The sequence below is a fragment of the Kribbella caucasensis genome (assembly GCF_004361855.1).
GTDB classification, from domain to species: Bacteria; Actinomycetota; Actinomycetes; order Propionibacteriales; family Kribbellaceae; genus Kribbella; species Kribbella caucasensis.
On the sequence record NZ_SNWQ01000004.1, the window covers coordinates 326,034 to 348,883 of the forward strand.

The 22,850-nt window shown below is 69.8% G+C and carries 16 protein-coding genes and 1 riboswitch; of the genes, 3 read left to right on the forward strand and 13 right to left on the reverse strand.

The window, feature by feature from the left end; translation table 11 throughout:
* Nucleotides 1-78 precede the first annotated feature (78 nt).
* Nucleotides 79-2,079 (forward strand): HNH endonuclease signature motif containing protein, encoded by a 2,001-nt coding sequence (locus EV643_RS11430; RefSeq protein ID WP_238165509.1) that lies wholly within the window; start codon nucleotides 79-81, stop codon nucleotides 2,077-2,079.
* A 795-nt stretch (nucleotides 2,080-2,874) separates the two neighbouring features.
* Here the strand turns inward: EV643_RS11430 and metE are convergent.
* From metE to EV643_RS11450, 4 genes are all read right to left on the reverse strand, one after another.
* A complete protein-coding gene (gene metE, locus EV643_RS11435) occupies nucleotides 2,875-5,166 on the reverse strand; it encodes a 5-methyltetrahydropteroyltriglutamate--homocysteine S-methyltransferase (protein WP_133799977.1) in 2,292 nt (763 codons plus the stop codon).
* Nucleotides 5,167-5,297: 131 nt separating this feature from the next.
* A riboswitch (cobalamin riboswitch) is annotated at nucleotides 5,298-5,525 on the reverse strand.
* A 52-nt stretch (nucleotides 5,526-5,577) separates the two neighbouring features.
* Nucleotides 5,578-6,558 carry a hypothetical protein gene (locus EV643_RS11440; RefSeq protein ID WP_133799978.1) on the reverse strand — a complete coding sequence of 327 codons (981 nt, stop codon included), beginning with the start codon at nucleotides 6,556-6,558 and terminating at the stop codon, nucleotides 5,578-5,580.
* Nucleotides 6,559-6,606: 48 nt separating this feature from the next.
* Nucleotides 6,607-7,896, reverse strand: a complete 1,290-nt coding sequence (locus EV643_RS11445; protein WP_133799979.1) for an MFS transporter — start codon at nucleotides 7,894-7,896, stop codon at nucleotides 6,607-6,609.
* Nucleotides 7,897-7,951: 55 nt separating this feature from the next.
* On the reverse strand, nucleotides 7,952-8,287 hold the full coding sequence (locus EV643_RS11450; RefSeq protein ID WP_238165510.1) for a sterol carrier family protein: 336 nt from the start codon (nucleotides 8,285-8,287) through the stop codon (nucleotides 7,952-7,954).
* A gap of 133 nt (nucleotides 8,288-8,420) precedes the next feature.
* On the opposite strand from EV643_RS11450, the gene EV643_RS11455 reads away from it, so the two are divergent.
* Nucleotides 8,421-8,996 (forward strand): hypothetical protein, encoded by a 576-nt coding sequence (locus EV643_RS11455; RefSeq protein ID WP_238165511.1) that lies wholly within the window; start codon nucleotides 8,421-8,423, stop codon nucleotides 8,994-8,996.
* Between the two features lie 10 nt (nucleotides 8,997-9,006).
* On the opposite strand, the gene EV643_RS11460 is transcribed toward EV643_RS11455, so the two are convergent.
* The 7 genes from EV643_RS11460 to EV643_RS11490 form a co-directional block, all read right to left on the reverse strand.
* Entirely contained in the window at nucleotides 9,007-10,527 is a 1,521-nt protein-coding gene (locus EV643_RS11460) for an alpha/beta hydrolase (RefSeq protein WP_238165512.1), read from the reverse strand.
* A 23-nt stretch (nucleotides 10,528-10,550) separates the two neighbouring features.
* Complete coding sequence (locus EV643_RS11465; protein ID WP_238165521.1) at nucleotides 10,551-11,675, reverse strand: PSP1 domain-containing protein; 1,125 nt, start codon at nucleotides 11,673-11,675, stop codon at nucleotides 10,551-10,553.
* A 59-nt stretch (nucleotides 11,676-11,734) separates the two neighbouring features.
* Complete coding sequence (locus EV643_RS11470) at nucleotides 11,735-12,598, reverse strand: DUF4190 domain-containing protein (protein ID WP_133799983.1); 864 nt, start codon at nucleotides 12,596-12,598, stop codon at nucleotides 11,735-11,737.
* Between the two features lie 160 nt (nucleotides 12,599-12,758).
* Nucleotides 12,759-13,424: a DUF4190 domain-containing protein gene (locus EV643_RS11475; protein WP_133799984.1), complete on the reverse strand. Its 666-nt coding sequence runs from the start codon at nucleotides 13,422-13,424 to the stop codon at nucleotides 12,759-12,761.
* Between the two features lie 233 nt (nucleotides 13,425-13,657).
* Nucleotides 13,658-14,827 carry a DNA polymerase III subunit delta' gene (locus EV643_RS11480; protein ID WP_133799985.1) on the reverse strand — a complete coding sequence of 390 codons (1,170 nt, stop codon included), beginning with the start codon at nucleotides 14,825-14,827 and terminating at the stop codon, nucleotides 13,658-13,660.
* Nucleotides 14,824-16,809 (reverse strand): dTMP kinase, encoded by a 1,986-nt coding sequence (gene tmk, locus EV643_RS11485; protein WP_133799986.1) that lies wholly within the window; start codon nucleotides 16,807-16,809, stop codon nucleotides 14,824-14,826. The genes EV643_RS11480 and tmk overlap by 4 nt, the downstream gene beginning before the upstream one ends.
* Nucleotides 16,810-16,870: 61 nt before the next feature.
* Nucleotides 16,871-17,983 (reverse strand): pyridoxal phosphate-dependent aminotransferase, encoded by a 1,113-nt coding sequence (locus EV643_RS11490; RefSeq protein WP_133799987.1) that lies wholly within the window; start codon nucleotides 17,981-17,983, stop codon nucleotides 16,871-16,873.
* A gap of 64 nt (nucleotides 17,984-18,047) precedes the next feature.
* On the opposite strand from EV643_RS11490, the gene EV643_RS11495 reads away from it, so the two are divergent.
* Nucleotides 18,048-19,472, forward strand: coding sequence for an aminotransferase-like domain-containing protein (locus EV643_RS11495; protein ID WP_133799988.1), 1,425 nt, complete (start codon nucleotides 18,048-18,050; stop codon nucleotides 19,470-19,472).
* A gap of 3 nt (nucleotides 19,473-19,475) precedes the next feature.
* On the opposite strand, the gene EV643_RS11500 is transcribed toward EV643_RS11495, so the two are convergent.
* Both EV643_RS11500 and EV643_RS11505 read right to left on the reverse strand, forming a co-directional pair.
* A complete protein-coding gene (locus EV643_RS11500) occupies nucleotides 19,476-22,280 on the reverse strand; it encodes a glycoside hydrolase family 2 TIM barrel-domain containing protein (protein WP_238165513.1) in 2,805 nt (934 codons plus the stop codon).
* Nucleotides 22,281-22,388: 108 nt separating this feature from the next.
* Nucleotides 22,389-22,832: a Fur family transcriptional regulator gene (locus EV643_RS11505; protein ID WP_133799990.1), complete on the reverse strand. Its 444-nt coding sequence runs from the start codon at nucleotides 22,830-22,832 to the stop codon at nucleotides 22,389-22,391.
* Between the last annotated feature and the right edge of the window lie 18 nt (nucleotides 22,833-22,850).

Here is a 22,850-nt window from a genome sequence, read left to right on the forward strand (position 1 = left end):
GTCCGATCCCCAAACCCCTTATCCACAAGGGGTTTCCGGGCCCAGAAATTGTCGGCGGCATCGTCTAGGGTTCTAGCCATGGAACGGTTGGAGCAACGGCCCGTGTGGTCGATGAGCGGCAGCGACATGCTGGCCGCCCTCGACACACTCCAGGCCGACCTCAACCGGATGAACACCTACCGCCTCGAACTCCTCGCCGCCCTCGACGCCAACGGCCACGCCACCGAAATCGGCGCCCGCAACACCGTCCAACTCATCGCCATCCGCCACCGCCTCGACCCCACCACCGTCCGCCACGACCTCAAAACCGCCAAAGCCCTCACGAAGTACGAGGCCGTGAACACCGCCCTCCACACCGACCCCACCACCAACGCGAACGCCGACGACGACGCGGGCAGGGGCGCGGACTCGGACTCGGGCTTGGGAACGGACGCCGGCGCATCCACGGGCACCGACGCGGACCCGGGCGGCGGCACGGACGCGGGCACGGGCTCGGACGCGGGCTCGGACGCGGGCACGGGCACGGACGCGGGCACGGGCACGGGCGCCGACGGTGACGTGGGTGCCGCGGCCGCCGCCCCGGACGGCGGCGCCGAAGGCGGTGCGGAGCCTGGCCCGCTGGTGCTGCATCCGGGCCAGGCCGAGGCGATCATCGACGCCCTCGAACGGGTCCCGGCCGCGGCGAACGTGCCGGTCGAAAACCTGCGGGTCGCCGAGGAACAGATGGTGCGAGCCGCGCAACTACTCCCACCGGGCGAACTGCGCAGGATGGGCAAGCAGGTCCGCGACCGGCTCGACACCGACGGCGCCGAACCGGCCGAGAAACGCGCCCAGGCCAAGGAAACCCTGTGGCTGAAACGCCGCGACGACGGCATCCAGTTCGGCGGCTTCCTCGCCGCCGACAACGCCGAACTGCTGCAGACCGTCATCTTCGCCGGCGCGAAACCCCACAAGACCCCCGACGGGCAACCCGATCCCCGCACCCGCGGCAAACGCCACGCCGACGGCCTCGTCACCGCCCTCACCGTCGCCGCCGGCACCGGGACGGCCGCGCCCGGACACGGCGGCATCAAACCCCACATCACCGTCACCATCAACCTGGCCGACCTGCTCGCCGGCACCGGCACCGGCGACCTCGCCCACGGCGGCACCCTGTCCGCCGCCGCGATCCGCCGGCTGGCCTGCGACGCCGGCATCATCCCCCTGGTCCTCGGCGCCAACTCCGAACCCCTGGATGTCGGCACCGAAGAACGCTTCGTCAACCGCGCCATGCGCCGCGCCCTGAACACCCGCGACAAGGGCTGCATCGTCTGCGGCGCCCCACCCGCGATGTGCGAGGCCCACCACCTCGTGCACTGGGCAGAAGGCGGCCCGACCCGCGTCGACAACCTGGTCCTGCTGTGCAAGGCCGACCACATCGACGTCCACCACGGCCACTGGACCATCACCATGCTCAACGGCCGCCCGGTGCTGTCCCGCCCCGGCTGGGCCACCCCCACCACCCGACGACCCGGCACCGCCCCACCCCACACCAGCACCACCCCACACCCCTGGGGCGGCGATCCACCCGACACCAGACTGAGCCGGCCACCCCGCGACACCGCCGCACACCCAACCCCCACAGGTGACGACCTGGCGCGCCGAGACCCCTGGGGCGACAATTCACCCGACCCCCAAACCAAGACAACTCCTGTCCCCGTTGCCGATCCGGCGATCCCACCGGGATGGCCAGTCACCCCTGCCACCGAACCGGCCGCCGTAGCAGCAGCTGCCCCATCGGTCGGTCGACCACGGCACTTCGCCGACACCCCGAAGCCCGCACCCCGCCGGCGGCCGGGCCGCTCACCCTCTCGGCCACACGGCCCGCCCTCTCGGCAACCCCATCGCCGACCAGCTGCATCGCGACCTCGCCGACTACCCCGACCCCTGGTCCGACGACCCGCCCCCGCCCACACCACCGCTGCCAACACCGCACGACCAGCACCCAACCAAACCGAGCGCACCCTCTCGACCAGCCAGATGAGCAACGCCGCACCACACCCGGCCGCACCCGGCGCAGGGGCAGCCGCGACGGAATGAACGCGACGCACCCCGCCAGCTGAGCGCCGAAGCATCCGATCGACTCCCGCCAACCCCAGCATGGTCGGGCCGGAACCCGTTGAGCCCGTCAGGCGCCGAGACGGGGTCTGGTGAGCACAGAAACACCCGGCCGACCCCGCCGGCCCCACGAACCCCCAGCAACGCCCGGCCCGAAGGCCCGAACCCTCGACCCGTCAACGACCAGGCGGAGTCTGGCGAGTCCCTGAAACACCCGCCCGGCCCGACGAACCCCAGCATCGCCCGCCCCGAACCCCTCGACCCGTCAAACACCGAGGTGGCGTCTGGCGAGTCCCTGCAACACCCGCCCGGCCCAACGAACCCCAGCATCGCCCGCCCCGAACCCCTCGACCCGTCAAACACCGAGGTGGCGTCTGGCGAGTCCCTGCAACACCCGCTCGGCCCCACGAACCCAGCATCGTCCGGCCCGGACCCGTCGTCGCCGTCGTAACGCAGAGGCGGGGTCTGGCTCTGCCCGCCGCGCCAGGCACCCCGCCCCGGCGCGGTCGCGGCCCGGGCTACAACCTGGTCCGGCGGCCGGCGCCCTCAAATCCGAGAGCCGATCCGGCCGCCCCTCGATAGAACTGATCCAACGACCCGGCGCCCTCGAATCCGGAAGCCGACCGGCGGCCGACACCCTCGGTTCCAGAGCTGACCGGCCGACACCTCGAATCCAGAGCTGACCGGCGGCCGGCGTTGGAGATGGGCCGGCCGACACCCTCGGTTCCAGAGCTGACCGGCGGCCGGCGTGGACGTGTGCCGGCCGCCGGGTCGATGTCAGCTTTGGCGGAGGGTGTGGGCGGCGGTGATCAGGTTGCGGAGGGCTGGTTCGACTTCGGCGTAGGTGCGGGTCTTCAGGCCGCAGTCCGGGTTGACCCAAAGGCGATCGGCCGGGACCGACCCGAGTGCGGTCCTGAGCAAACCGGACAGCTCGGCAACCTCCGGCACGCGCGGCGAGTGGATGTCGTAGACCCCCGGCCCGACACCTCGCCGGAACCCGCTGTCCGCCAGATCCGCGAGCACCTCCATCCGCGACCGCGCCGCCTCGATCGTGGTGACGTCCGCGTCGAGCCCGTCGATCCCCGCGATCACCGCCCCGAACTCCGAGTAGCAAAGGTGCGTGTGGATCTGCACCGCCGTCGGCGCCCCCGCGGTCGCGAGCCGGAACGACCCGACCGACCAGTCCAGGTACGCCTTCCGATCCACCTCCCGCAGCGGCAACAATTCCCGCAACGCCGGCTCGTCCACCTGGATCACCTGCAACCCCGCAGCGACCAGATCGGCGATCTCGTCCCGCAACGCCAACGCCACCTGGTCGGCCGTCTCGGCCAACGGCTGGTCATCCCGGACGAACGACCATGCCAGGATAGTCACCGGCCCGGTCAGCATGCCCTTCACCGGACGACTGGTCAGCCCCTGCGCGAACGACGCCCACTCGACCGTCATCGGAGCCGGCCGCGCCACATCGCCGTACAGGATCGGAGGTCGCACGCACCGGCTGCCGTACGACTGGACCCAACCGAGTTGCGTAGTCGCGAAACCGTCGAGCTGTTCGGCGAAGTACTGCACCATGTCGTTGCGTTCCGGCTCGCCATGTACGAGGACGTCCAGCCCGAGGTCCACCTGGAGCCGGATGACGTGTTCGATCTCGGCCCGCATCCGTTCGTCGTACGCCGCCTGATCTATCGACCCCTTCCGCAGTTCGGCCCGGGCCCGGCGTACCTCGGCGGTCTGTGGGAACGACCCGATCGTCGTGGTCGCGAGCTCCGGCAACCCGAGCGCGTCCTGCTGCGCCGCGGCCCGTTCGTCGTACGGCGCCCGCTCCCGATCCGCCGGCTGCAAACCTGCCACGCGAGCCCGTACTGCGGCGTTGTGGCCGAAATCGTCAGGCCGGCAGATTGCGTCGCTCTCTCTGCCCGCGAGATCAACGTCGACGCCGCTGTCGTCCCGCAACGCGCGCCCGAGCAGAACCACCTCGTCGACCTTCTGCCGGGCGAACGAGAGCCGCTCCCGGACCCGTGGTTCGAGCCCGGTCTCCGCGTCCACGTCGTACGGGACGTGCAGCAGCGAGCAGGACGTGGAGACGACGAGTTGACCGACCGAGCCGAGCAGTACGGCCGAGCGGGACAACGCGTCGCCGAGCGCCGTCCGCCAGACGTTGCGCCCGTCGATCAGGCCGGCGACGACCGTTTTCCGCTGCAGTTCAGGCCGTCCGGCGATCCGCTCGACCACGTCCGGCGCGGATACCAGGTCGACCGCGAGGCCCTCGATGTCCGTTGCTGCGAGCAACGGAAGGGCCGGGCCGAGATCACCGAAGTACGAGGCGACCAGGATTTTCGGGCGATTCGGCAGGGCCGCCAGCTCTTCATAGGCCCGTTTGAGTGCCGCGAGTTCGTCGGCAGTCCGGTCCTGCACGTACGCCGGTTCGTCCAGCTGGACCCAGTCGGCCCCGGCCTGCGCGAGCTTCGCCAGCAGCTCGGCATACACGTCGAGAAGCTGGTCGAGTAGCGCGAGCGGTTCGAAGTCAGCCGATGCCTCCGCAGACGGCTTGGACAGCAGCAGGAATGTCAGCGGCCCGATCAGCACCGGCCGCGCGGCGACACCTGGTGTTCCGACACGGGACACTAGAGCACGCGCCTCTGCGAAGTCCTTCAGCGGCTTGTCGCCGGCCAGCCGGAACGTGGTCCGGCCGTCCAGCTCCGGCACGAGGTAGTGGTAGTTCGTGTCGAACCACTTGGTCAGCTCGAGCGGCGCGACCTCGTCCCGGCCGCGGGCCATCGCGAAGTACGTGTCCAGCTCGGACAGTCCGAGGGCGCGATACCGCTCGGGGACGGCGTCGAAGAGCTGCGCGTGGTCGAGCAGTTGGTCGTAGTACGAGAAGGTGTTGGCCGGGACGGTGTCGAGGCCGCGGGCAGCAAGGTCGGTCCAGGTCGAGGCCCGCAACTCACTGGCGACCTCTTCCAGCCGGTCCGCGTCGATCTCGCCGGCCCAGTACTTCTCGACGGCTTGTTTCAGTTCCCGCCGGGGCCCGATCCTCGGGTAGCCCAGCACGGTGGTGGTCGTGTTCACGTCTCTCTCCTCGCGAGCGTGCCAGTGGGCGCGGACGCTTGCGCGGGCAGACCTGACGACAGGTCTGTCGACAGCACGGACCGAAGTCCGGGCGAGCCTTCCCGCGAGGCTTCCGATCCCCCGCGCACCGGGCGGCGCGCGGGCCGAGGGCAGGTCTTCGGACTCGCGGGCGGATCAGCCAAGGCTGATGGACCTAGGCTGATGGATCTACCGGCCGTCGCTTCCCAGACGTCGTGTCCAGTGCTTCTGACGGCTTTCGTTCCCGCTCACCGCTGCGGGGCAGTCCCGGATTCGCACCGGGTTCCCTGTTGCCTCATCCCGGAACCAGCCCGGGATGAACCATCGGCACCACGAGCCTACTGCTTCCGTACGACGCTGCGCCGTGGTCGGGGTAACACGAGTGCGCGGGGGTCAGCGGGTGTAGAGGGGAGAGATGGCCAGGGCGAAGGCGACCATGTCGTCGGGTTTTGTCTTGCCTGCTGGGAGCGGGACCAGGTCGACGATCTTGTCGGTGCCGACTCGGATGGTGCCGCGGCCGGTCGCGGTGTCGACGTAGCCCTCGTCGCCGAGCGGTACGGACTGGGAGGTCGGTGCTTTGCGGATCGCCGACATCGCCTGTTCGGCGTCGGGGACCCGGCGGGCGGTCGAATAGAGCACGCTCGTCGCCGTGATCCAGCCGCAGACCACGTCACCCGCGGCCGTCGCGCCGTCCCGCCGGACCATCGCCTCAGCGCCCATCACCTTCGCCGCCGCCGACGTCCCACGCTCGCAGTCCGGCCGGGTGATCAGTGGCGCCGCCTCCGGTACGCCGGGCGCCTGGCGAGCCGCGTCCTGCGCGAGTGCGACGTACTTCGCCGGCGTCGCAGCCGGTCCCTCGACCTTGTAGAGCCGCCCGGTCAGCAGGAACACCGCGAACCGGCTGGTCCCGTAACCACCCTGACCGACCGCGATCGGCTTGGCCGGCTCCCCACGGGTCGCGGCGTACGCCTTCTGGGCCGCGGCGAGATCCGCCTTAGTCGCGGGCAGAACCGACGTCCCGACCTTCAGCACCGGACCGGTCGGGCTGGTGCTCAACGCGAGCTGGCAGATGTCGTACGTCGGGATGCCGATGTCGGCCGGGACCGGCTTCTCCTGGATCGTGACGACCGGGGCAGCCAGGGACCGCTGCACCAACGGCTGGTCCATCCGCGCGCAGATCGTGTCCGCAACCTTGGCCGTCGCCGGGCCGCTCGGAGTCGCGGAAGGCGTCTCAGTCGGCGTCTCGGTGGGCGTCGTGGGCACGGACTGGAGCGGCGGAACGTTGGGCGCGGTCTCGTTCCCGGACCCACCGCAACCGGACAGCCAGGTCAGACCCATGACGGACACGGCTGCGACTACTGGACGGATGCGCATGGTGACTCGACTTTAGTCGACGGTTCAACCGGTCTCGTGGGACCGCATCTAGCCTGCGGTTGTGCGGAGTTCGCGTTCGCGGACCGCGTGCTCGTCCGTGCGGGCGTCGTACCCCCAGAAGTCGCGCAACCAGATCGCCGTGGCGACCACGCCGGCGACGCAGAGGACGCCGCCGCTGACGATAGACGTACGGACGCTGGTGAGGTCGGCGACCAGGCCGGATCGGGTCTGACCGCCGAGCGGGCCGAGCGAGTAGGACAGCATCTCGATCCCGGCCAGCCGGCCGCGCATCTCGTCCGGGATGGTCTGGTTCCAGATCACCGCGCGGAACAGCCCCGAGATCATGTCCGCACCACCGGCGACGGCGAAGAACGCGATCGCGAACCAGATGTTCGGCGCCAGCCCGGCGATCCCGACCGAGGCGCCCCAGGTGATCGTGGCCAGCACGACCGCACGCCCGTGGTGGTGCACTCGTCTGGCCCAGCCGCTGGTGAGGGTCGCCAGCATCGCGCCGATCGCCTCCGCGCTGTAGAGGAGACCGAGCAGCTTCGGCTCTTTCAGTACTTCGGTCGCGAACGCGGGGAACAACACGATCGGCATCGCCAGGAACATGCCGACCATGTCGACCGCATACGTGCCGAGCAGGTCGCGACGGCGGAACGCGTAGCCGATACCTTCCCCGATCGCGCGCAGACTCGGCGGCGTACTGTGCTCCCGCGTCTTGTACGACCCGAGCCGCAGGTAGAGCAACGTGGCGACGACCAGACCGATCAGCTCGACCGAGAACGCCCAGGTCACGCCCACGGTGCCGACCAGTACGCCGCCCATCGCGGGCCCGGCGAGCTGGCCGATCTGCATGGTCAGCGAACTGATCGTCACCGCGGCCGGCATCTGCTCGTGCCGGACCACCCGGGGGAACAACGCCTCCCGGCTCGGTCGCTGCAGCGAGGACGCGATCGCGTTCAGGGCTCCGCTGACGTAGATGATCCAGATCTGCGGATCGGCCAGCCGGGTGTTGCCGAGCAGGACGGCGCAGATCAGGATCTGGGCGACGCCGGTGATGACGAGCATCTTCCGGCGATCCACATGGTCCGCCAGCGCCCCGCCGTACAGGCCGAAGATCACCAGTGGCGCGATCGTGACCAGGCCCATCGCGCCGACGGCGAAGTTCGACTCGGTCAGTTGGTAGAGCTGGAACGGTAACGCGACGTAACCGACCATGCCGCCCAGGTAGAAGACGGTGCCGGAGATCACCAGGATGCGGAAGTCCCGCGAGGCCCGCCAGGGAGTCAGATCGACGCGGAGTCTGGCCAGCCGGTCGCGGAAACTTGTTGCCACTGGCACATGGTGACATCTGCGTCCGACCTCGACGACCCTGTTTTCACTCTACGGTCTACCTGGTGAGCAGCGGCAGGAGGGCGCTGAGGTCGGTGCGCTCCCCGCTGGCCCGGACCTTGCCGGTCGCGCGGGCCGCGGACCACTCGACGCGGCCGAGAGCCAGGTCGATCCACATCTCGGCCGGCATCTCGATCACCGCACCCGGTGTGCCCCTGGTGTGCCGCGGACCCTCGATGCACTGGACCGCGCCGTACGGCGGGATGCGAACCTCGACCGCATGCCCGGGCGCCTTCACCACCAACAGTTTCAGCAGATGTTTCACCAGCAGTTTGAAATCGGCCCGCTCGGCTTCACCCGCGTCGTAGCGGCGCAACGCGTCTTCGAACTCCACGACCGGCAGGGTACGCCGCATTTGGCTTTACGCCCCTTTCGTAGCCGATAATCAGAAACTGCGGCCGAGAACGGAAGCGGAGGTCCGGATGCTCACGCCCAGGCACCAGGCGCTGGTGGCGACACTGGCGGGAATGACTGTCGGTGTGGCCGTCTTCGGCTCGGTGCTGGCGATCAACGACGCGAGAAGCTCCGACGACGACCAGGCGACGGTGGTGACGACCCCGACCACCACGCCGACGTCGAACGCGTCCGGTGGTCTGCAGGCCGGCGCGTTGCAGTTCGTGCCACAGACCTTCGGCTCCGACCGGTCGCCGGTCAGCTCGGACGTCCCGACCGGCTGGACCAGCACCCAGCTCGGCACCCGGCCACGGTTCGTCGACCCCACCGGTGTCTGGCAGCTCCGGTTCGACGCGCGCGGCAGCAAGCAGTCGCCGGACGAGCTGGTGGACGCCCGCGCCGAGAGCATCGACGAGCAGAACCTCCAGGTGGTCAGCCGGGATGACGGCACCCTGGTCTACACCTACACCGACAAGACCCGTGGGCCGCGGATGGGGATCTCCCGCTGGCTGCCCGCCGAGGACGGCGACCGCTCCGTCATCGAGATCACCGTCGGCGGCCGCCCTCAGGACGAGGCCGGCCTGCGCGCCGTACTCGACCGCGCCACGAACTCCCTGATCCTCCCCGAAGGCGACAACCGCCCGAACTGACCCCGCAGGGTCAGCACTTCAGGCCGTCTTCCGGGGTGGTGCCCCGGAGGAGGAAGCTCTCGACGGCGTCGTCGACGCACTCGTTGCCCTGGTGGTAGCCGGTGTGGCCGTCGCCGTCGCGGCTGATCAGGATGCCGCTGTCCAGCTGGTTCGCCAGCCCGACCGCCCAGTCGTACGGCGTGGCCGGGTCGCGCGTCGTGCCGATCACGACGATCGGCTTGGCTCCGGACGCCTTGATCGGGTGCGGCGTGTCCTTCGCCTTGGCCGGCCAGTTCGCGCAGGCCAGCGACCCCCAGAGCAGGTACGCCCCGAACCGGGGTGAGGCCGCCTTGTACTTCGGCTCCTCCGCCTTCGCCTGTGCGACCGAGGTGATGTCCGGCCGATCGACGCAGTTGACGGCGTAGATCACCTCGTTGGAGTTGCTCTCGTAGCCACTCGGGATGCGATCGGTGTATTCGTCGGCCAGCGCGAGCAGCCGCGCCCCGTTCCCGCTGAGCGCGTCGATCACGGCCTCCTCGAGCCGCGGCCAGTACTCCTTGACGTACAGCGGGAAGATGACCCCGAGGACCGCGATCGCCTGGGTCACCTCGCGGTCGCCGTTGCCGGGCAGCGGGGTCGCGTCGGTCTCGGTGAGCACCTTGTCGACCTTCGCGAGCACCTCCTGCTTCGTACCGCCGAGCTGGCAGGACCGCTGCGCGCAGTCCTCGGCGAACGCCTCCAGCGCCGTGTCGAACCCCTTCGCCTGGGCGATGTTGTTCTCCTGGGTCGTCTTCGACGGGTCGACCGCGCCGTCGAGGACCAGCCGGCCGACGTTCTTCGGGAACAGCTCGGCGTACGTCGCGCCCAGGTAGGTGCCGTAGGACGCGCCGAAGTAGTACAGCTCCGAGTCGCCGACGATGCCGCGCAGTACGTCGATGTCGCGGGCGGCGTCCTTGGTCGAGACGTGTGGCAGGAGTTTGCCGGAGCGCTGCTCGCAGCCGTTCGCCAACGTCTTCGTCTCATTGTCCAGTGCGGTGATCTCGGCCTCGTTGTCCGGGCTGCCGTCGGCTGCGACGAACTTGTCCAGCTGTTCGGTGTCGAGGCAGCGCACCGGGGTCGACTCGCCGACTCCGCGCGGATCCCAGCCGACGATGTCGAACTTCCGGAGCAGTGAGCCCCCGAACACGAGCGCGGCGGCCGCGGCGTACTGCTGGCCGGACGCGCCGGGACCGCCCGGGTTGACGAACAGCGTGCCGATCTTGCCGGTCCGGTCGCGGGCCGGGACCTTACGCGCGCGCAGCTCGATGGTCTCGCCGTCGGGCTTGCTGTAGTCGAGTGGCACGGTGATCGTCGCGCACTGACTGCCCTGTCCGCAGCGCTGCCAGTCCGGCTGCTGCTGGTAGAACTTCTCCAGCCCCGCGGGAACCGGTCCGGCCGGTCCCCTCGTCGGGTTGGTGCCCGGCTGGACCACGCCCCCCGAATCCGCGTCCTGCGCCCTGCTGGCCACGCCACACCCGCTAGCCACCACCGCCAGCGCACTCAAAGCCGCCACCAGCGAGCTCGTCCTCCGCGTCATCACCGCGAGCCGTCTCCCATATCCTCATCCGGCCTGTCGTCATCCGGTATGGCGCCACCCTGCTCACCCACACCTACAGGCCCCGCCTGCTCGCCCGGGCCCTGGTTGCTCAGCCGGCGACGTCTGCGGGGTTTGCGCCGGGGCCGCGAGGCCGACCCGGCCTCGTCCGCCTGCGTCTGCTGCTCTGCTTGCTCGGTTTCACCGTCCGACCGCTCGGCGACGTCTGCGGAGCGGACCGACTGTTGTTCAACTACAAGTGGTTCTGCGAGTGCCTCGGGTAGTGGGGCGTCCGGGGTTGTCGTCGGCGACGCCTCGTACTGCTGCCTCGGCGAGCACACGTCCGCTCGACTGCACGCACAGCGCCGGCCTGATGCGGCCAGACGGACGACCACCGTGTCGCTCGGGACGTTGTGCCCGACGACCACCCCGTCCCCCGCGGGCGTCTCGACCGGCGTACCGGTCGGCGGGGCCTTCGCGTTGAACTCCTGGTACAGCGGGTGCTCGTACTTCAGGCAGCACATCAGCCGCCCACAAGCCCCGGAGATCTTCAACGGGTTCAGCGGCAGATCCTGGTCCTTCGCCATCCGCACACTGACCGGTTCGAAGTCCTTCAAGAACGTCGCACAACACAGATCCCGGCCGCACGGCCCGATCCCGCCCTGCAACCGGGCCTCGTCCCGCGCACCCACCTGACGCAACTCGATCCGCGCCCGCAGACCGCGAGCCAGATCCCGGACCAGGTCCCGGAAGTCCACCCGATGCGGCGCGGAGAAGTACACGATGACCAACTGGTCCACATCCGGCCGGCGGTCCACGAAGTCGATGCCGACCACCTTCATCGGCAGACCGTGCTCGCGGATCAACCGTTTCGCGGTCAGCCTCGCATCGGCCCGGCGCTGCCGGTTCTGCTCGTCGCGCTCCAGGTCGGTCGTGGACGCGATCCCCTCACACAGCGGCAGCCCGCCGATCTCCTCGGTGACGACCTGTGGCGCCCACACGCACTCGGCGACCTCGGGACCGTCGTCGGTCGGGACCAGCACTTTGTCCCCGACCCGGGGACGATGCGGGCCGGGGTCGAGGTAGTAGAGCCGTCCGTACCGCTCGAACGACACAGCCATCACCATGCCCACGCGGCCAGACTAGGGCATGCCTGGTCACGGCCCGTGTCACGCGTGGGCGGGGACTATCGCCTCGAGTTCTTGACCGTCTTGTCGAGGTCGTCGCCGTCCGGGCCGTAGGCGCCGCAGTAGACGTTCCGGTCGCCGCTGCTCCAGGTGCTGAGCTCGGGGTACCAGATCATCGGTTCCAGTTCCGAATCGTCGACGCTGATCCCGACGTACGGCTCGAACGCCCTGTCGCAGGCGGCTTCGGACAGGTCGCCGATCTCCTTCTCGCCCGGCCAGGTCTGCGGCGGCAGCGTGACGACGGCATACAGCTCACCTTGGTGCGGCTCGTCGCACGGTTGCCGATCGACCTCGTCCTCGTCGAAGCCGGCCTCGTCGAAGCACTGACCGACGACGAGCTCGTCGATGTACGTGCCCGATCCCGACGAGGTGGGCTGGCCGCTCGAGTAGTCCTCGTCCGACACATCGCTGCCGACCGCGACCATCAAGACCACAATCCCCGCCCAGAAGAGGGTGGTCAGGCTGCCGACCACCAGGCCGGCCACCGCCTGCCCGGTACCGCGCTCCGGCCGCCGCTTGAGCTGCACCAGCGCGGCGATCCCCAGCCCGACCGCGACCGGCGCCGCGATCCCGAACACCAAGCTCCCCAGCCCGACGGCCAGGGCCGCGATCGCCAGCCCGTTCGTCCGCCGCTCCAGATATCCCGGATACCCATAGCCATAGCCATAGCCATGCCCGTACGGCGGTGGCGGCGTCCCGTACGCCGACGGATACCCGGGCTGCTGGTACTGCGTCCCCGGCTGGTACTGCGTCCCCGGCTGATGCTGCGTCGGCGGGTACTGCGTCGGCGGGTACTGCGTCCCCGGTTGGAACTGCCCTGATTGGGGCGACGCTGACTGGTACGGCGGTGACTGGGGCGGCACCCACGGTCCCGGCTGTTGGTGTCCCGGTTGGACGGGTCGACCGTAGGACCGGGTGGGAGGTTCTTCGGGGCGACCGTAGGTGGGAAAGGCGCGCGGGGTGTCCTGCGGCCGGTTCGGGTCCGGCGGATATGGCGGATAACTCACATGCCCCCCTCGCGCACTACCGCTGTGATCCGCGCATGGTGCCGGTCAGTTGGCGCTCCGGTTGCCCGACCATGCACAGTACGTTGCCATCAGCAACGGCACGATCTTCCAGCACCACGTAGTACATGTCCAGCGACGACTGCTCGTACGACTTGCCGACGAACTGGTGGAAGGCGTTCGCGCACTGCTGCGTGGCCACCGTCCCCTTCTGCTCCGCGGTCAACCCGGTCAGCGCCGCCTTCACCTTCGCGTACGCCTCTCCGGAGTGGGCCGTCGCACAGTCGGCGATCCTAACCATCCGGAGGGTCTGGGCCTCCAGGTCGGCGTCGAAGCACTGGTTCACCTGTACCTGGGCGACCGGCACCGACCGCCCGATCCCGGCCCGCTGGTCGCCGTACAGCCCGAGCGCGACCGCGACGCCGATCGCGATCACCCAGCACGCGCTGATCGCCAGCGCCGCGTACGCGAGCCCGCGGCCCCGGGTCTGGGCCTTGTGGATCCGCGGCAGCGCGATCGCGGCCAGGATCGCCGCGATCGGCGCGAGACCGGGCAGGCTGAACGCGAACGCCGCGACGGCGTACCGGTCGAGCCGGCGCTGGTCCGGGACCGGCACGCCCGTGAGCCAGGACTCGGCCGAGGGCAGCGTCCGCCCAGGCGGTCCAAGCGGAGGCGGTTGGGTCATGCGTCCTCCGGGATGGGCCACCAAAGCTGGCAAGTCCAGCCAGCCACCTCATCGGCCCCACCCCGCCCCGCGTTACACGCCCGTCCACCCACCAGACCCCGATCTCACCCACCGGGCACGCAGATCGAGCAGTCCGGGCGAGCCGGGAGGTAGGCGGGCGCCGGTGCGCAGGGCGCGGGGATGCGGGCGCAGGGCGCGGATGCGCTGGGGACGGGTGCGCGTGGGCGGGTGGGTCAGCCTTCGAAGAGGGCGATGGTCAGGGCTTCCAGGGCCAGGAGGGGGGCGACGTTGGTTTCGATGGCCTCGCGGCAGGCGGCGAGGGCCTCGATCCGGCGGAGGGTCTGTTCGGGCGTGGTCCGGGTGGCGAGCTGGTCGATGTTTCCGTGCAACTCGGCGTTGATCAGCTCCGCGCCGGCGGCCGTCTGGAGCACCAGGACGTCGCGGTAGAGCGCCATCAGGTCGACCAGCGAGCGGTCCAGCACGTCGCGTTCCCAGCGTTTGGCGCGGGCCTTCTGCTGGTCTTCGAGCTCCTTCAGCGCCGCGTTCGCCTCGCGCGGCTTGGCGCCCTTCGTCCCCACCCCGAGCGCCTGCTCCAGCTCCGCCCGCTCGCGCTCGTCGACGGCCGCCGCACTTGCCTTGGACTCCTCCTTCGCCGCGTCGACCAGCTGCTGGGCCGCGGTCAGGCAGGCCCCGAGATCACGCAGCGCGAACGGGACCTGGAGCACCCTCGTCCGCCGATCCCGGACCGTCTCGTCGCGAACCAGTGCCCGCGCCCGCCCGATATGCCCCTGCGCCGCCCGCGCCGCGAATCCGGCCAGCTCCGGCTCGGCCCCGACCTTGCGGACCAGCATCTCGGCGACCGCGTCCACCGGCGGAGTGCGCAGTACGAGCAGCCGGCAGCGGGACCGGATCGTCGGTACGACGTCCTCGACCGTCGGCGCGCACAACACCCAGACAGTGCGCGGAGCGGGCTCCTCGATGCTCTTCAGCAACGCGTCGGCGGCCTGCTCGGTCAGCCGGTCGGCATCCTCGACGACCATCACCTGCCAACGGCCCTGGGTCGGGCTCATCGCGGCCCGGCGGATCAGCTCGCGGATCTCGCCGACCCGGATCGACAACAATTCGGTCCGGATCAGCGAGACGTCCGGGTGCGCCCCGCTCAGCGCAGTACGGCACGAAGAGCACTCGCCGCAGCCCTGGTTCTCACACTGCAACGCAGCCGCGAAGGCCCGACCCGCGTTCGACCGGCCGGATCCGGGCGGCCCGGTGATCAACCAGGCATGCGTCATACCCGCCGTGGCCGCCCCGCTCTCGCCCCTCAGCCGTGCGGCCGCGCCGGCGACTGCGCGCTGCAGTACGCCGACTGCTGGTTCCTGGCCGACCAGGTCGTCCCAGACCGTCATAGCTCCACCTTCGGCAGCATCGGCAGCAACCGGGCCTGGATCTGCTGGGCGATCTGCTCGCGTTCCTGGGTGGCGTCGATGACGAGATAGTGCTGCGGTTCGGCAGCCGCGAGCTCGAGGAAGGCGGCCCGCACCCGCTCGTGGAAGTCCGCGGACTGCGCCTCGATCCGGTCCCGCTCCTCGAACCGGCCGAGCCCACGCTTCGGCGGCAGGTCCAGCAGGATGGTCAGGTTGGGCCGGAGGTCGTCGGTGGCCCAGCGGTTCACCCGCTCCACGTCGGCGATCTCGAGGTCCCGGCCGGATCCCTGGTAGGCGAGCGCGGAGTCGACGTACCGGTCGGTGATGACGACGGCGCCGGCCTTGAGCGCGGGCCTGATCACCGAGTCCACGTGCTCGGCCTTGTCGGCGGCGTAGATCAGCGCCTCGGCCCGGTGCGAGATGTCGCCGGTCGCCGGGTCGAGGACGATCTGGCGCAGCGTCTTGCCGAGGTCGGTCGCGCCGGGCTCGCGGGTGAGCAGCACCTCGTGACCGCGCTCCTGCAGCCATTTCACCAGGAGTGCGGACTGGGTCGACTTGCCCGCGCCCTCACCGCCCTCGAGCGCGATGAAGAAGCCCGTGGTCGGGTACACACCCGGAGTCTTGCCGAAGCTGCGGCGAACGTCACGCCAGAACGGCACCCCGGGCCGATCGTCCATCTGCCGCCAGGCGACCAGGCCGATCACACCGGCCAGGATCGCGGCGATCAGCATCGTCAGCGCCGCGCCGTTGTAGCTCAGCGAGCGGTCGCCGACCGTCACGGTCCGGCGGCCGATCGCACCGGCGATGAACGGCGCCACCGCGAGGGTGACCGCGAGCACGGTCCGGACCGCCGACTGGACGAACGCGAACGTCCGGCCGCGGACCGCATCCGGCACCTCGAGCCCGAGCAGGGTGTACCCCGAGACCCAGGAGGCGCCCGCGCAGAAGCCGAGCACGATCGCGATCATGGTGGCGATCTCGAGTTGCTGGATCAGCGCCAACCCGGCCAGCCCGATCCCGGAGCCGACCAGCCCGGCCGCGAACAACCGGCGCCGGGACAGCCCGGAGAACAGCCGCGGCGCGAACCCCATCCCGAGCGCGAGACCACCGAAGACAGCGCCGAACAGCACGCCGTACCCCGGATCGCCCGCGTCCAGATCCTCGACGTAGGTGCGGCCCAGTCCGATCACGACAGCACCGGCCGCGAACGCTCCGGAGATCCCGACCACCAGGCCGCGGACCACCGGCGTACCGGTGACGTACGACCAGCCGTCGACCATCGTCCGCCACAGGGTCGGGTGTTCCTCGTGCTCGTGCACGGCGCGGCCGATCTCGGCGACGGAGACGATCGCCAGCCCGCTGACCAGGAAGGTCGCCGCATTCACGTACACGGCCAGGTCGATCGAGAACTCGCCGAGCCCACGCGTCACCAGCGTGATCGCGGTGAAGATCACCGCCGCCGGCAGCGCCGACCCGTACGTCGTGATCAGGCTGAGCTGGTTCGCCGCCTCCAACCTGTGCCGTGGCACCAGGTTCGGCACGCTGGCGTCCTTCGCCGGGCCCCAGATCAGGCTGACGATCTCGATCAGCACGGTGGCGATCAGCAGCCAGGTCAACGTGCCGACCAGCGGGATGGTGACGAAGAACGCGGCCCGGATCAGGTCGCCCAGGATCATCGTCCAGCGCCGGTCCAGCCGGTCCGCGATCCAGCCCGCCACCGGACCCATCACCAGCGCCGGCAACACCCGCAGGAACAGCACCCCGCCGATCGCGAAGTTCGCCATCTGGTAGTCGTCACCCGCGAACGCCTTCGCCATCGCGGTCAGCGCCAGCAACCCGATCCAGTCGCCCAGGCTGCTCAGCCCGAACGCGATCCACAGCCGCCGGAACGCCCGGATCCGCAGCACCGCCCGCAGATCATGCGCCGGTGCTGGATCAGTCAACGGGTCATACACCTCCGGCACGCCCCGAAGCCTATCCGCCGCCCCCGACAGCGCCACGCTCGGTCAGCTTCTGGACCTCCGACTAGCGAGCTCGGCGGAGGGCGGTTGTCAGGGCCTCGAGGGCGGCCTTCAACTCGACAGCGGGGAGGTAGCCGAAGCCGAGGCGGAAGGTGCGGGGCTCGTCACCGAACCAAGTGCCGTTGGCGACCCGTACACCCTCGTCCGCGGAGACCTCGTAGAAGCGGCCGACTGCGGCGTCGTCGAAGGCGGAGGGCTTGAGGCGTACGCAGCAGAGTGCACCCGCGTCCGGCCGGATCCATTCGACGAGGTCCTCGTTCTCGCGCACCCACACGTCGGTCGCGGCCAGCCCATCCGCGAGCTGACGACGTCGTACGGCGAGGAGCTGGTCCTCCAACTCGAACACCCGGACGGCCAGCGCTTCGGTCACCGGCGGCGCGGAGACCACCGTGTTGAACTTGCCCAGCATCACCTGATCGACGAGCGCGGCATCGGTGCTGACGATCCACCCGATCCGCAGCCCGGCCGCACCGTGACACTTCGACAGCGACGCCACCGACACGGCCTTGGGCCCTAGGTGGACGGCCGTCTCCACCACCGGATCATCGCCGTACGCCGCCGTCCGATACGTCTCGTCCACCATCAGATACGCCTCGGGACAGACCTCCTCCATCGCGGCCACGATCTCCCGTAGCGTCCCCGGCGAGACGGCAACACCAGACGGATTCTGCGGCGTCGCAAGACTCACCAGCTTGGTCTCCGGCGTCAGCTGAGCCCGTACGTCGGCCGCGGTCAGCCGATAACCACCGTCGAAGGACACGGGGATCACCCGTACGTCGGCGCCGACGGATTCGTAAGCGTTGCGGGCCAACGGGAACAACGGCGCGGTCGTGACGACCTGGCCGCCACCATCGGCCAGCAGATACGCGAGCAGGAAGATCGCGTGCATCCCACCGACCGTGATCACGACCTGGTCGGCCTGAACTCCATGGGACGACGCGATCGCCGCCCGCAACCGGTGATCGCCGGAAGCCGTGCCGTACCCGAGCAGGAGCTCGCCCAGCTCAGGGGTCAACAGGTCGGCCAGCCGCAGGTCCGGCCCGTAGCTCTCGCCGAGTTCGTGCCGGGGCTGCTCGTCGGTCAGGGAAAGGATCTCGTTGCGGGGGAAAGTGGCCATGCCGTTCATCGTCCCGGCCGGGCCCTGGCGACCCCAGAGCCAATCTGGCAGAATTGGTTCGCGAATGAGACCAATCGAGCTGCTCGACCGATTGGGCCGCTGGTCGTCCGGCCGCGGCCCGCTGTACGTGCTGCTCGCGGCCCGGATGCGCCAACTGATCGACGACGGCGAGCTGCCTCCCGGCGTACAGCTGCCGCCCGACCGGGCGTTGGCGGGCGGGCTCGCGGTCGGCCGGACCACCGTCGTCGCGGCGTACGACCTGTTGCGCGCCGAGGGCCGGATCACCCGCCGGCAGGGCAGCGGCACCCGGGTCGCCGGCGCGCCATCCTCGGCAACTGTGGAAGACGCTCCGGTCGACCCGATCTTCCTGGATTCGCTGGAGTCCCGCGACGACGGCGTACTCCTCGCCATCTGCGCCGCACCCGGTGATCCACCGCCCGAACTGGCCGAGGCATACGCCAACATGCTGCCACTGCTCGCCAAGATCAGCGGCGACATCGGCTACTACCCGTACGGCCACCCCGTACTCCGGCAGGCCATCGCCACCCGGTACTCCGACCACGGCGTACCGACCGCTTCGGATCAGGTCCTGGTGACCAACGGCGGCCAGCAAGCACTCACTCTGTTGGCACGAGCGTTCCTACGACCCGGCGACCAGGTCCTAGTCGAGGCCCCCACCTATCCGGGCGCACTGGAAGCCTTCCGGGAGGAGGCCGCGGTACTACGCGGTCTGCCGGTGGGCCTGGAGGGTTTCGAGCCGGCCGTTCGCGAGCGTCGGCCGGCCCTCGCGTATGTGATCCCGACCTATCACAACCCGACCGGTTCCGTGCTGTCCGCGTTGGCCCGGCAACGGCTCGCGCGGTCCGCGGCCGCTTTGGGGGTGCCGCTGATCGAAGACGAAGTCCCCGCCGACCTGGGCTTTCCTGGCGTACCTCGGCCGCGGCCGCTCGCCGCTTTCAGCGATGCCGTGCTGTCGATCGGCTCACTCAGCAAGAGCGTCTGGGGCGGCCTGCGGATCGGCTGGGTCCGCGGCCCCACGCCGATCATCGCGCGGCTTGCCCGGCTCCGCGCGGTGTCCGACCTGGGCGGCAACGTACCCGCCCAACTGGCCGCCGCAGAGTTGGTCGCGCGGCTCGACTCCCTGGACCTCGCCACCGAGCTGAAGAGCCGCCACGACCAACTGCGCTCCCTGCTGGCCCGCGAGCTGCCGACCTGGGAAGTCCCGCCGATCCGCGGCGGCCAAACACTCTGGGTACGGCTACCGGAGGGCGACGGCAACTCCTTCGCCCAAACAGCCATGCGCCACGGCATCGCCGTACTACCGGGCGCAGGCCTGGACGTGACCGGCGACAGCGACGCCTACCTCCGCCTCCACTTCCGCGCCCGCCCAGACGAACTCACCGAAGCCGTCCGCCGACTGACCTCCGCCTGGCACTCCTACCACCCACCAGCCGGCCGGGTCTCCACCCGGCCGGCCATCGCGATCTGACAATCAGCTGACAAACTTGATCGACAGGGTCGCCGGGGCGGTGTGGAGCTTGTACTGGTCGGGGAGGGCCGGGCCGCAGGAGTTCGAGCCGATGCCGGCCTGGGCCAGGTCGAGCGTGACGTACGTCGGGTCGCCGGGGATCACGTCGATCGTGTGCTTGGCGTTCTCCAGGTCGGCCGTGGTCCAGTTCCGGACTGTCAGGCCGAACAGGTCCGGCGCAGCCTCGATCCGGAGGGAACCGGCCGAACCGGTGAGGGCGGCCCACCGGGTATCGATGCGGTGGCCGTTCTCCTGCGGGCGGACGTACGGGGTCTGCAGTTGGTCGACGGTTGCGGAGTACTTGCCGACCGCGGCCGCTGCGCGGGTGTCGACGTACGCCTCGTTGGGACCGGCGCCGAACCACTCGACCTGGTCGACCTTCGGCAGTTCGAAGGTGATGCCGAGCCGCGGAAGGGTGTCGGGGAACTGTCCGTCCGGCACGACCTTGAGGTCCAGCAGCACGCCGTCGTCGACGGTGGTCCAGCGCCAGGTGGCGACGAGACCCCACTGCAGCGCGGGCGGCGCAGTACGGGTGACGACCTCCCAGGCGCCGTCCTTGACACCACTGGAGACGATCCGGTGCTGCACGCGATGCAGGCCGTTTTCCTTCCAGGCGTTGGCGACACCCGGGATCGCGTCGTTGTCGATCTGGGCGCGCCAAACGTCCAGGCGGGCGTTGGTGATACCGGCCAGAGTGATGCCGTCGATGCCGACAGTCCCTTCGGCCGGACCGCTGCCTGTCGGTGCGGTGGCCTCGGCAGGAGTGTCGAGCCGCAGCTGACCCCAGGCGACCCGATGGCCGGCCTCGGCCCACGCGGTCCCCTCGGTGAGCTCGGCGGTGACCGTCGCCCAGGTCTCCGGCTGGTTGGCTTCCCGCTGTGCAAGGATCCCCGGCGGCAGCTCGACCGAGACGGTCTCACCTGGCGCGATCGCCGGCACCGGCAAGTTGCCGCTGCCGACGACCTCACCGTTGATCTCGGTGACCAGCTGGAACGTCAGGTGACTGGTGTCCAGCACCTCGTAGCGGTTGGTGATCGACACACCACCCTTGCCGTCAGCAACGATCACCAGGGGCTCGATCACCTTGATGTACTCGAGCATGCCCGGCGACGGCGTACGGTCCGGGAACAGCAGTCCGTCGCAGACGAAGTTGCCGTCGTGGATGGTCTCGCCGAAGTCACCGCCGTACGCGTAGAACTCCTTGCCGTCCACAGACGTCCGCAGCCCGTGATCGATCCACTCCCAGATGAATCCGCCCTGGCAGCGCGGGTACTTCTCGAACAGCGCGCGGTAGTCCGACAGCCCGCCCGGCCCGTTCCCCATCGCGTGCCCGTACTCGCACAGGATGAACGGCAGTCCCTTGTGCGACGCCGGATCCGCGCCGATCTTCTCCACGTTCTCCAGCGAGGTGTACATCTCGCTGTACACGTCGACGAACTCCGCGCCCCGGTCCCGCTCGTAGTGCACCGGCCGGGAGGGGTCGCGGTCCTTGGCGAAGTCGTACATGGCGCGCAGGTTCTCGCCCATTCCGCACTCGTTGCCGAGCGACCAGAGCACGATGCTCGGGTGGTTCTTGTCCCGCTCGACCATCCGGCGCATCCGCTCGACCAGGTCGGGACGGAACCGCTCGTCCATCACCGGGTTCGGCAGGTTCGGCGGTTCGGGCTCGTAACCGAACCCGTGCGTCTCCAGGTCGCACTCGTCGACCACGTACAACCCGTGCAGGTCGCAGAGGTCGAGGAAGTGCGGGTGCGGCGGGTAGTGGCTGGTCCGGACCGCGTTGATCCCGGCCCGCTTCATCAGCAGCACGTCGTCGAGCATGTCCTGCTCGGTCAGCGCGCGACCGCGGTCGGGGTGGAACTCGTGCCGGTTCACCCCGTTGAAGAGGACCCGGTTCCCGTTCACCGTGAGAATGCCGTCCACGATCGCGACCGTGCGGAACCCGATCCGCAGCCGCACCTCACCGCCCTCGCTCCGCAGCACAGCGTCGTACAGGCGCGGGCTCTCGGCGCTCCACGGCTCGACCTGCTCGATCCGCGTGTGCTCACCGGTCGGCAGCTCGAGGCCGAGCTCTGGGACGACGACGGTGCCCGGTACGTCGGACTCCACCAGGAGCGTGCCGGCGCCGTCGACGTGGTCGAAGGCGGCCTTCACGAAGACGTCGGTCGGGGCGGACGGCTTCAGCGCGAGCAGGTTGACCTCGCGGAAGATGCCGGACAGCCACCACATGTCCTGGTCCTCGACGTAGCTGCCCAGCGACCACTGGTGCACCCGGACCACGATCCGGATCTCCTTGCCCGGAGCAACCAGGCTGGTGAGGTCGAACTCGCTCGGCAGCCGGCTCCCGGACGACCAGCCGACCAGGTTCCCGTCGACGTGTACGGCGAACCGCGAGTCGACCCCCTCGAACCGCAGCACCACCCGGGCGCCGTCCCAGTCGGCCGGGACGATCACCGAGCGCACGTAGTCGCCGGTCGGGTTGTCCGTCGGCACATGCGGCGGCTCGAGCGGGAACGGGTAGACCACATTCGTGTACGCCGGGGCGCCGTACCCACTCAACTGCCAGTGGCCCGGCACGCTGATGGTGTCCCAGGACGACGTATCCGGGTCCTTCAGGTCGTCGGGCGCGTCGGCCAGGCTCGGCGAGAGCCGGAAGCTCCAGTCACCGGTGAGCGCGATCCGGGCGGAATCGTCGTCCAGCCAGGCGCGCGGCGGCAGCACTCCAACGGCAGGGGCGAAGTCTTCGACGTAACTGTGGTCATAGGTCACAACCGTTGAGCCTACGACCAACCCGTTCACCAATCCACATCGATCAACAGATTTGGACACAAATTCTGACCGATTCCGGCCACGATGCTGCGTGGGCGACCGTAGTACTTAGCTTGCGCAGTCCGCGCAGACCCCTACCAGGGCAACCTGTTCGGGGGCCAGGCGGAAGCCCAGGTCTCGCTGGAGTTTGCGGCGGACTGGGTCGAGGATGTTGCCGGCTACGTCGAGGACTGAGCCGCATTCGCTGCAGCGCAAGTGCAGGTGGCTGGGGGCCAGGTCGCCGGCGAGGTGGTACGTCGTCCCCGCGCGGCCGAGGTGCACGTGCGTCACCAGACCGAACTCACCCAAAGCGTCCAGAGCCCGGTAGACGGTCGCCCGGTGGATGCCCGGCCGCAACTGTTCAGCTCGTTCGCCGATTTGTTCGGCGCTCAGGTGTTCCTCGGTGTTCGCCAGCACCTCGACGACGGCGAGCCGGGCCGGGGTGACCCGCTCGCCCCGCTCGCGCAGCCGCTCTGCGGTGACCTCCGCCGGACCCTTCGCAGTCGTCGCCATACCCCAGTCTGACCTATC

Coding starts and splice junctions, on each gene's coding strand:
- EV643_RS11440 (WP_133799978.1), bottom strand. CDS start 6,558: ATGCGCATCCGTCCAGTAGTCGCAGCCGTGTCCGTCATGGGTCTGACC.
- EV643_RS11490 (WP_133799987.1), bottom strand. CDS start 17,983: ATGGCCACTTTCCCCCGCAACGAGATCCTTTCCCTGACCGACGAGCAG.
- EV643_RS11430 (WP_238165509.1), top strand. CDS start 79: ATGGAACGGTTGGAGCAACGGCCCGTGTGGTCGATGAGCGGCAGCGAC.
- EV643_RS11455 (WP_238165511.1), top strand. CDS start 8,421: ATGACTGTCGGTGTGGCCGTCTTCGGCTCGGTGCTGGCGATCAACGAC.
- EV643_RS11495 (WP_133799988.1), top strand. CDS start 18,048: ATGAGACCAATCGAGCTGCTCGACCGATTGGGCCGCTGGTCGTCCGGC.
- EV643_RS11505 (WP_133799990.1), bottom strand. CDS start 22,832: ATGGCGACGACTGCGAAGGGTCCGGCGGAGGTCACCGCAGAGCGGCTG.
- EV643_RS11480 (WP_133799985.1), bottom strand. CDS start 14,827: ATGACGGTCTGGGACGACCTGGTCGGCCAGGAACCAGCAGTCGGCGTA.
- EV643_RS11465 (WP_238165521.1), bottom strand. CDS start 11,675: ATGGTGATGGCTGTGTCGTTCGAGCGGTACGGACGGCTCTACTACCTC.
- EV643_RS11475 (WP_133799984.1), bottom strand. CDS start 13,424: ATGACCCAACCGCCTCCGCTTGGACCGCCTGGGCGGACGCTGCCCTCG.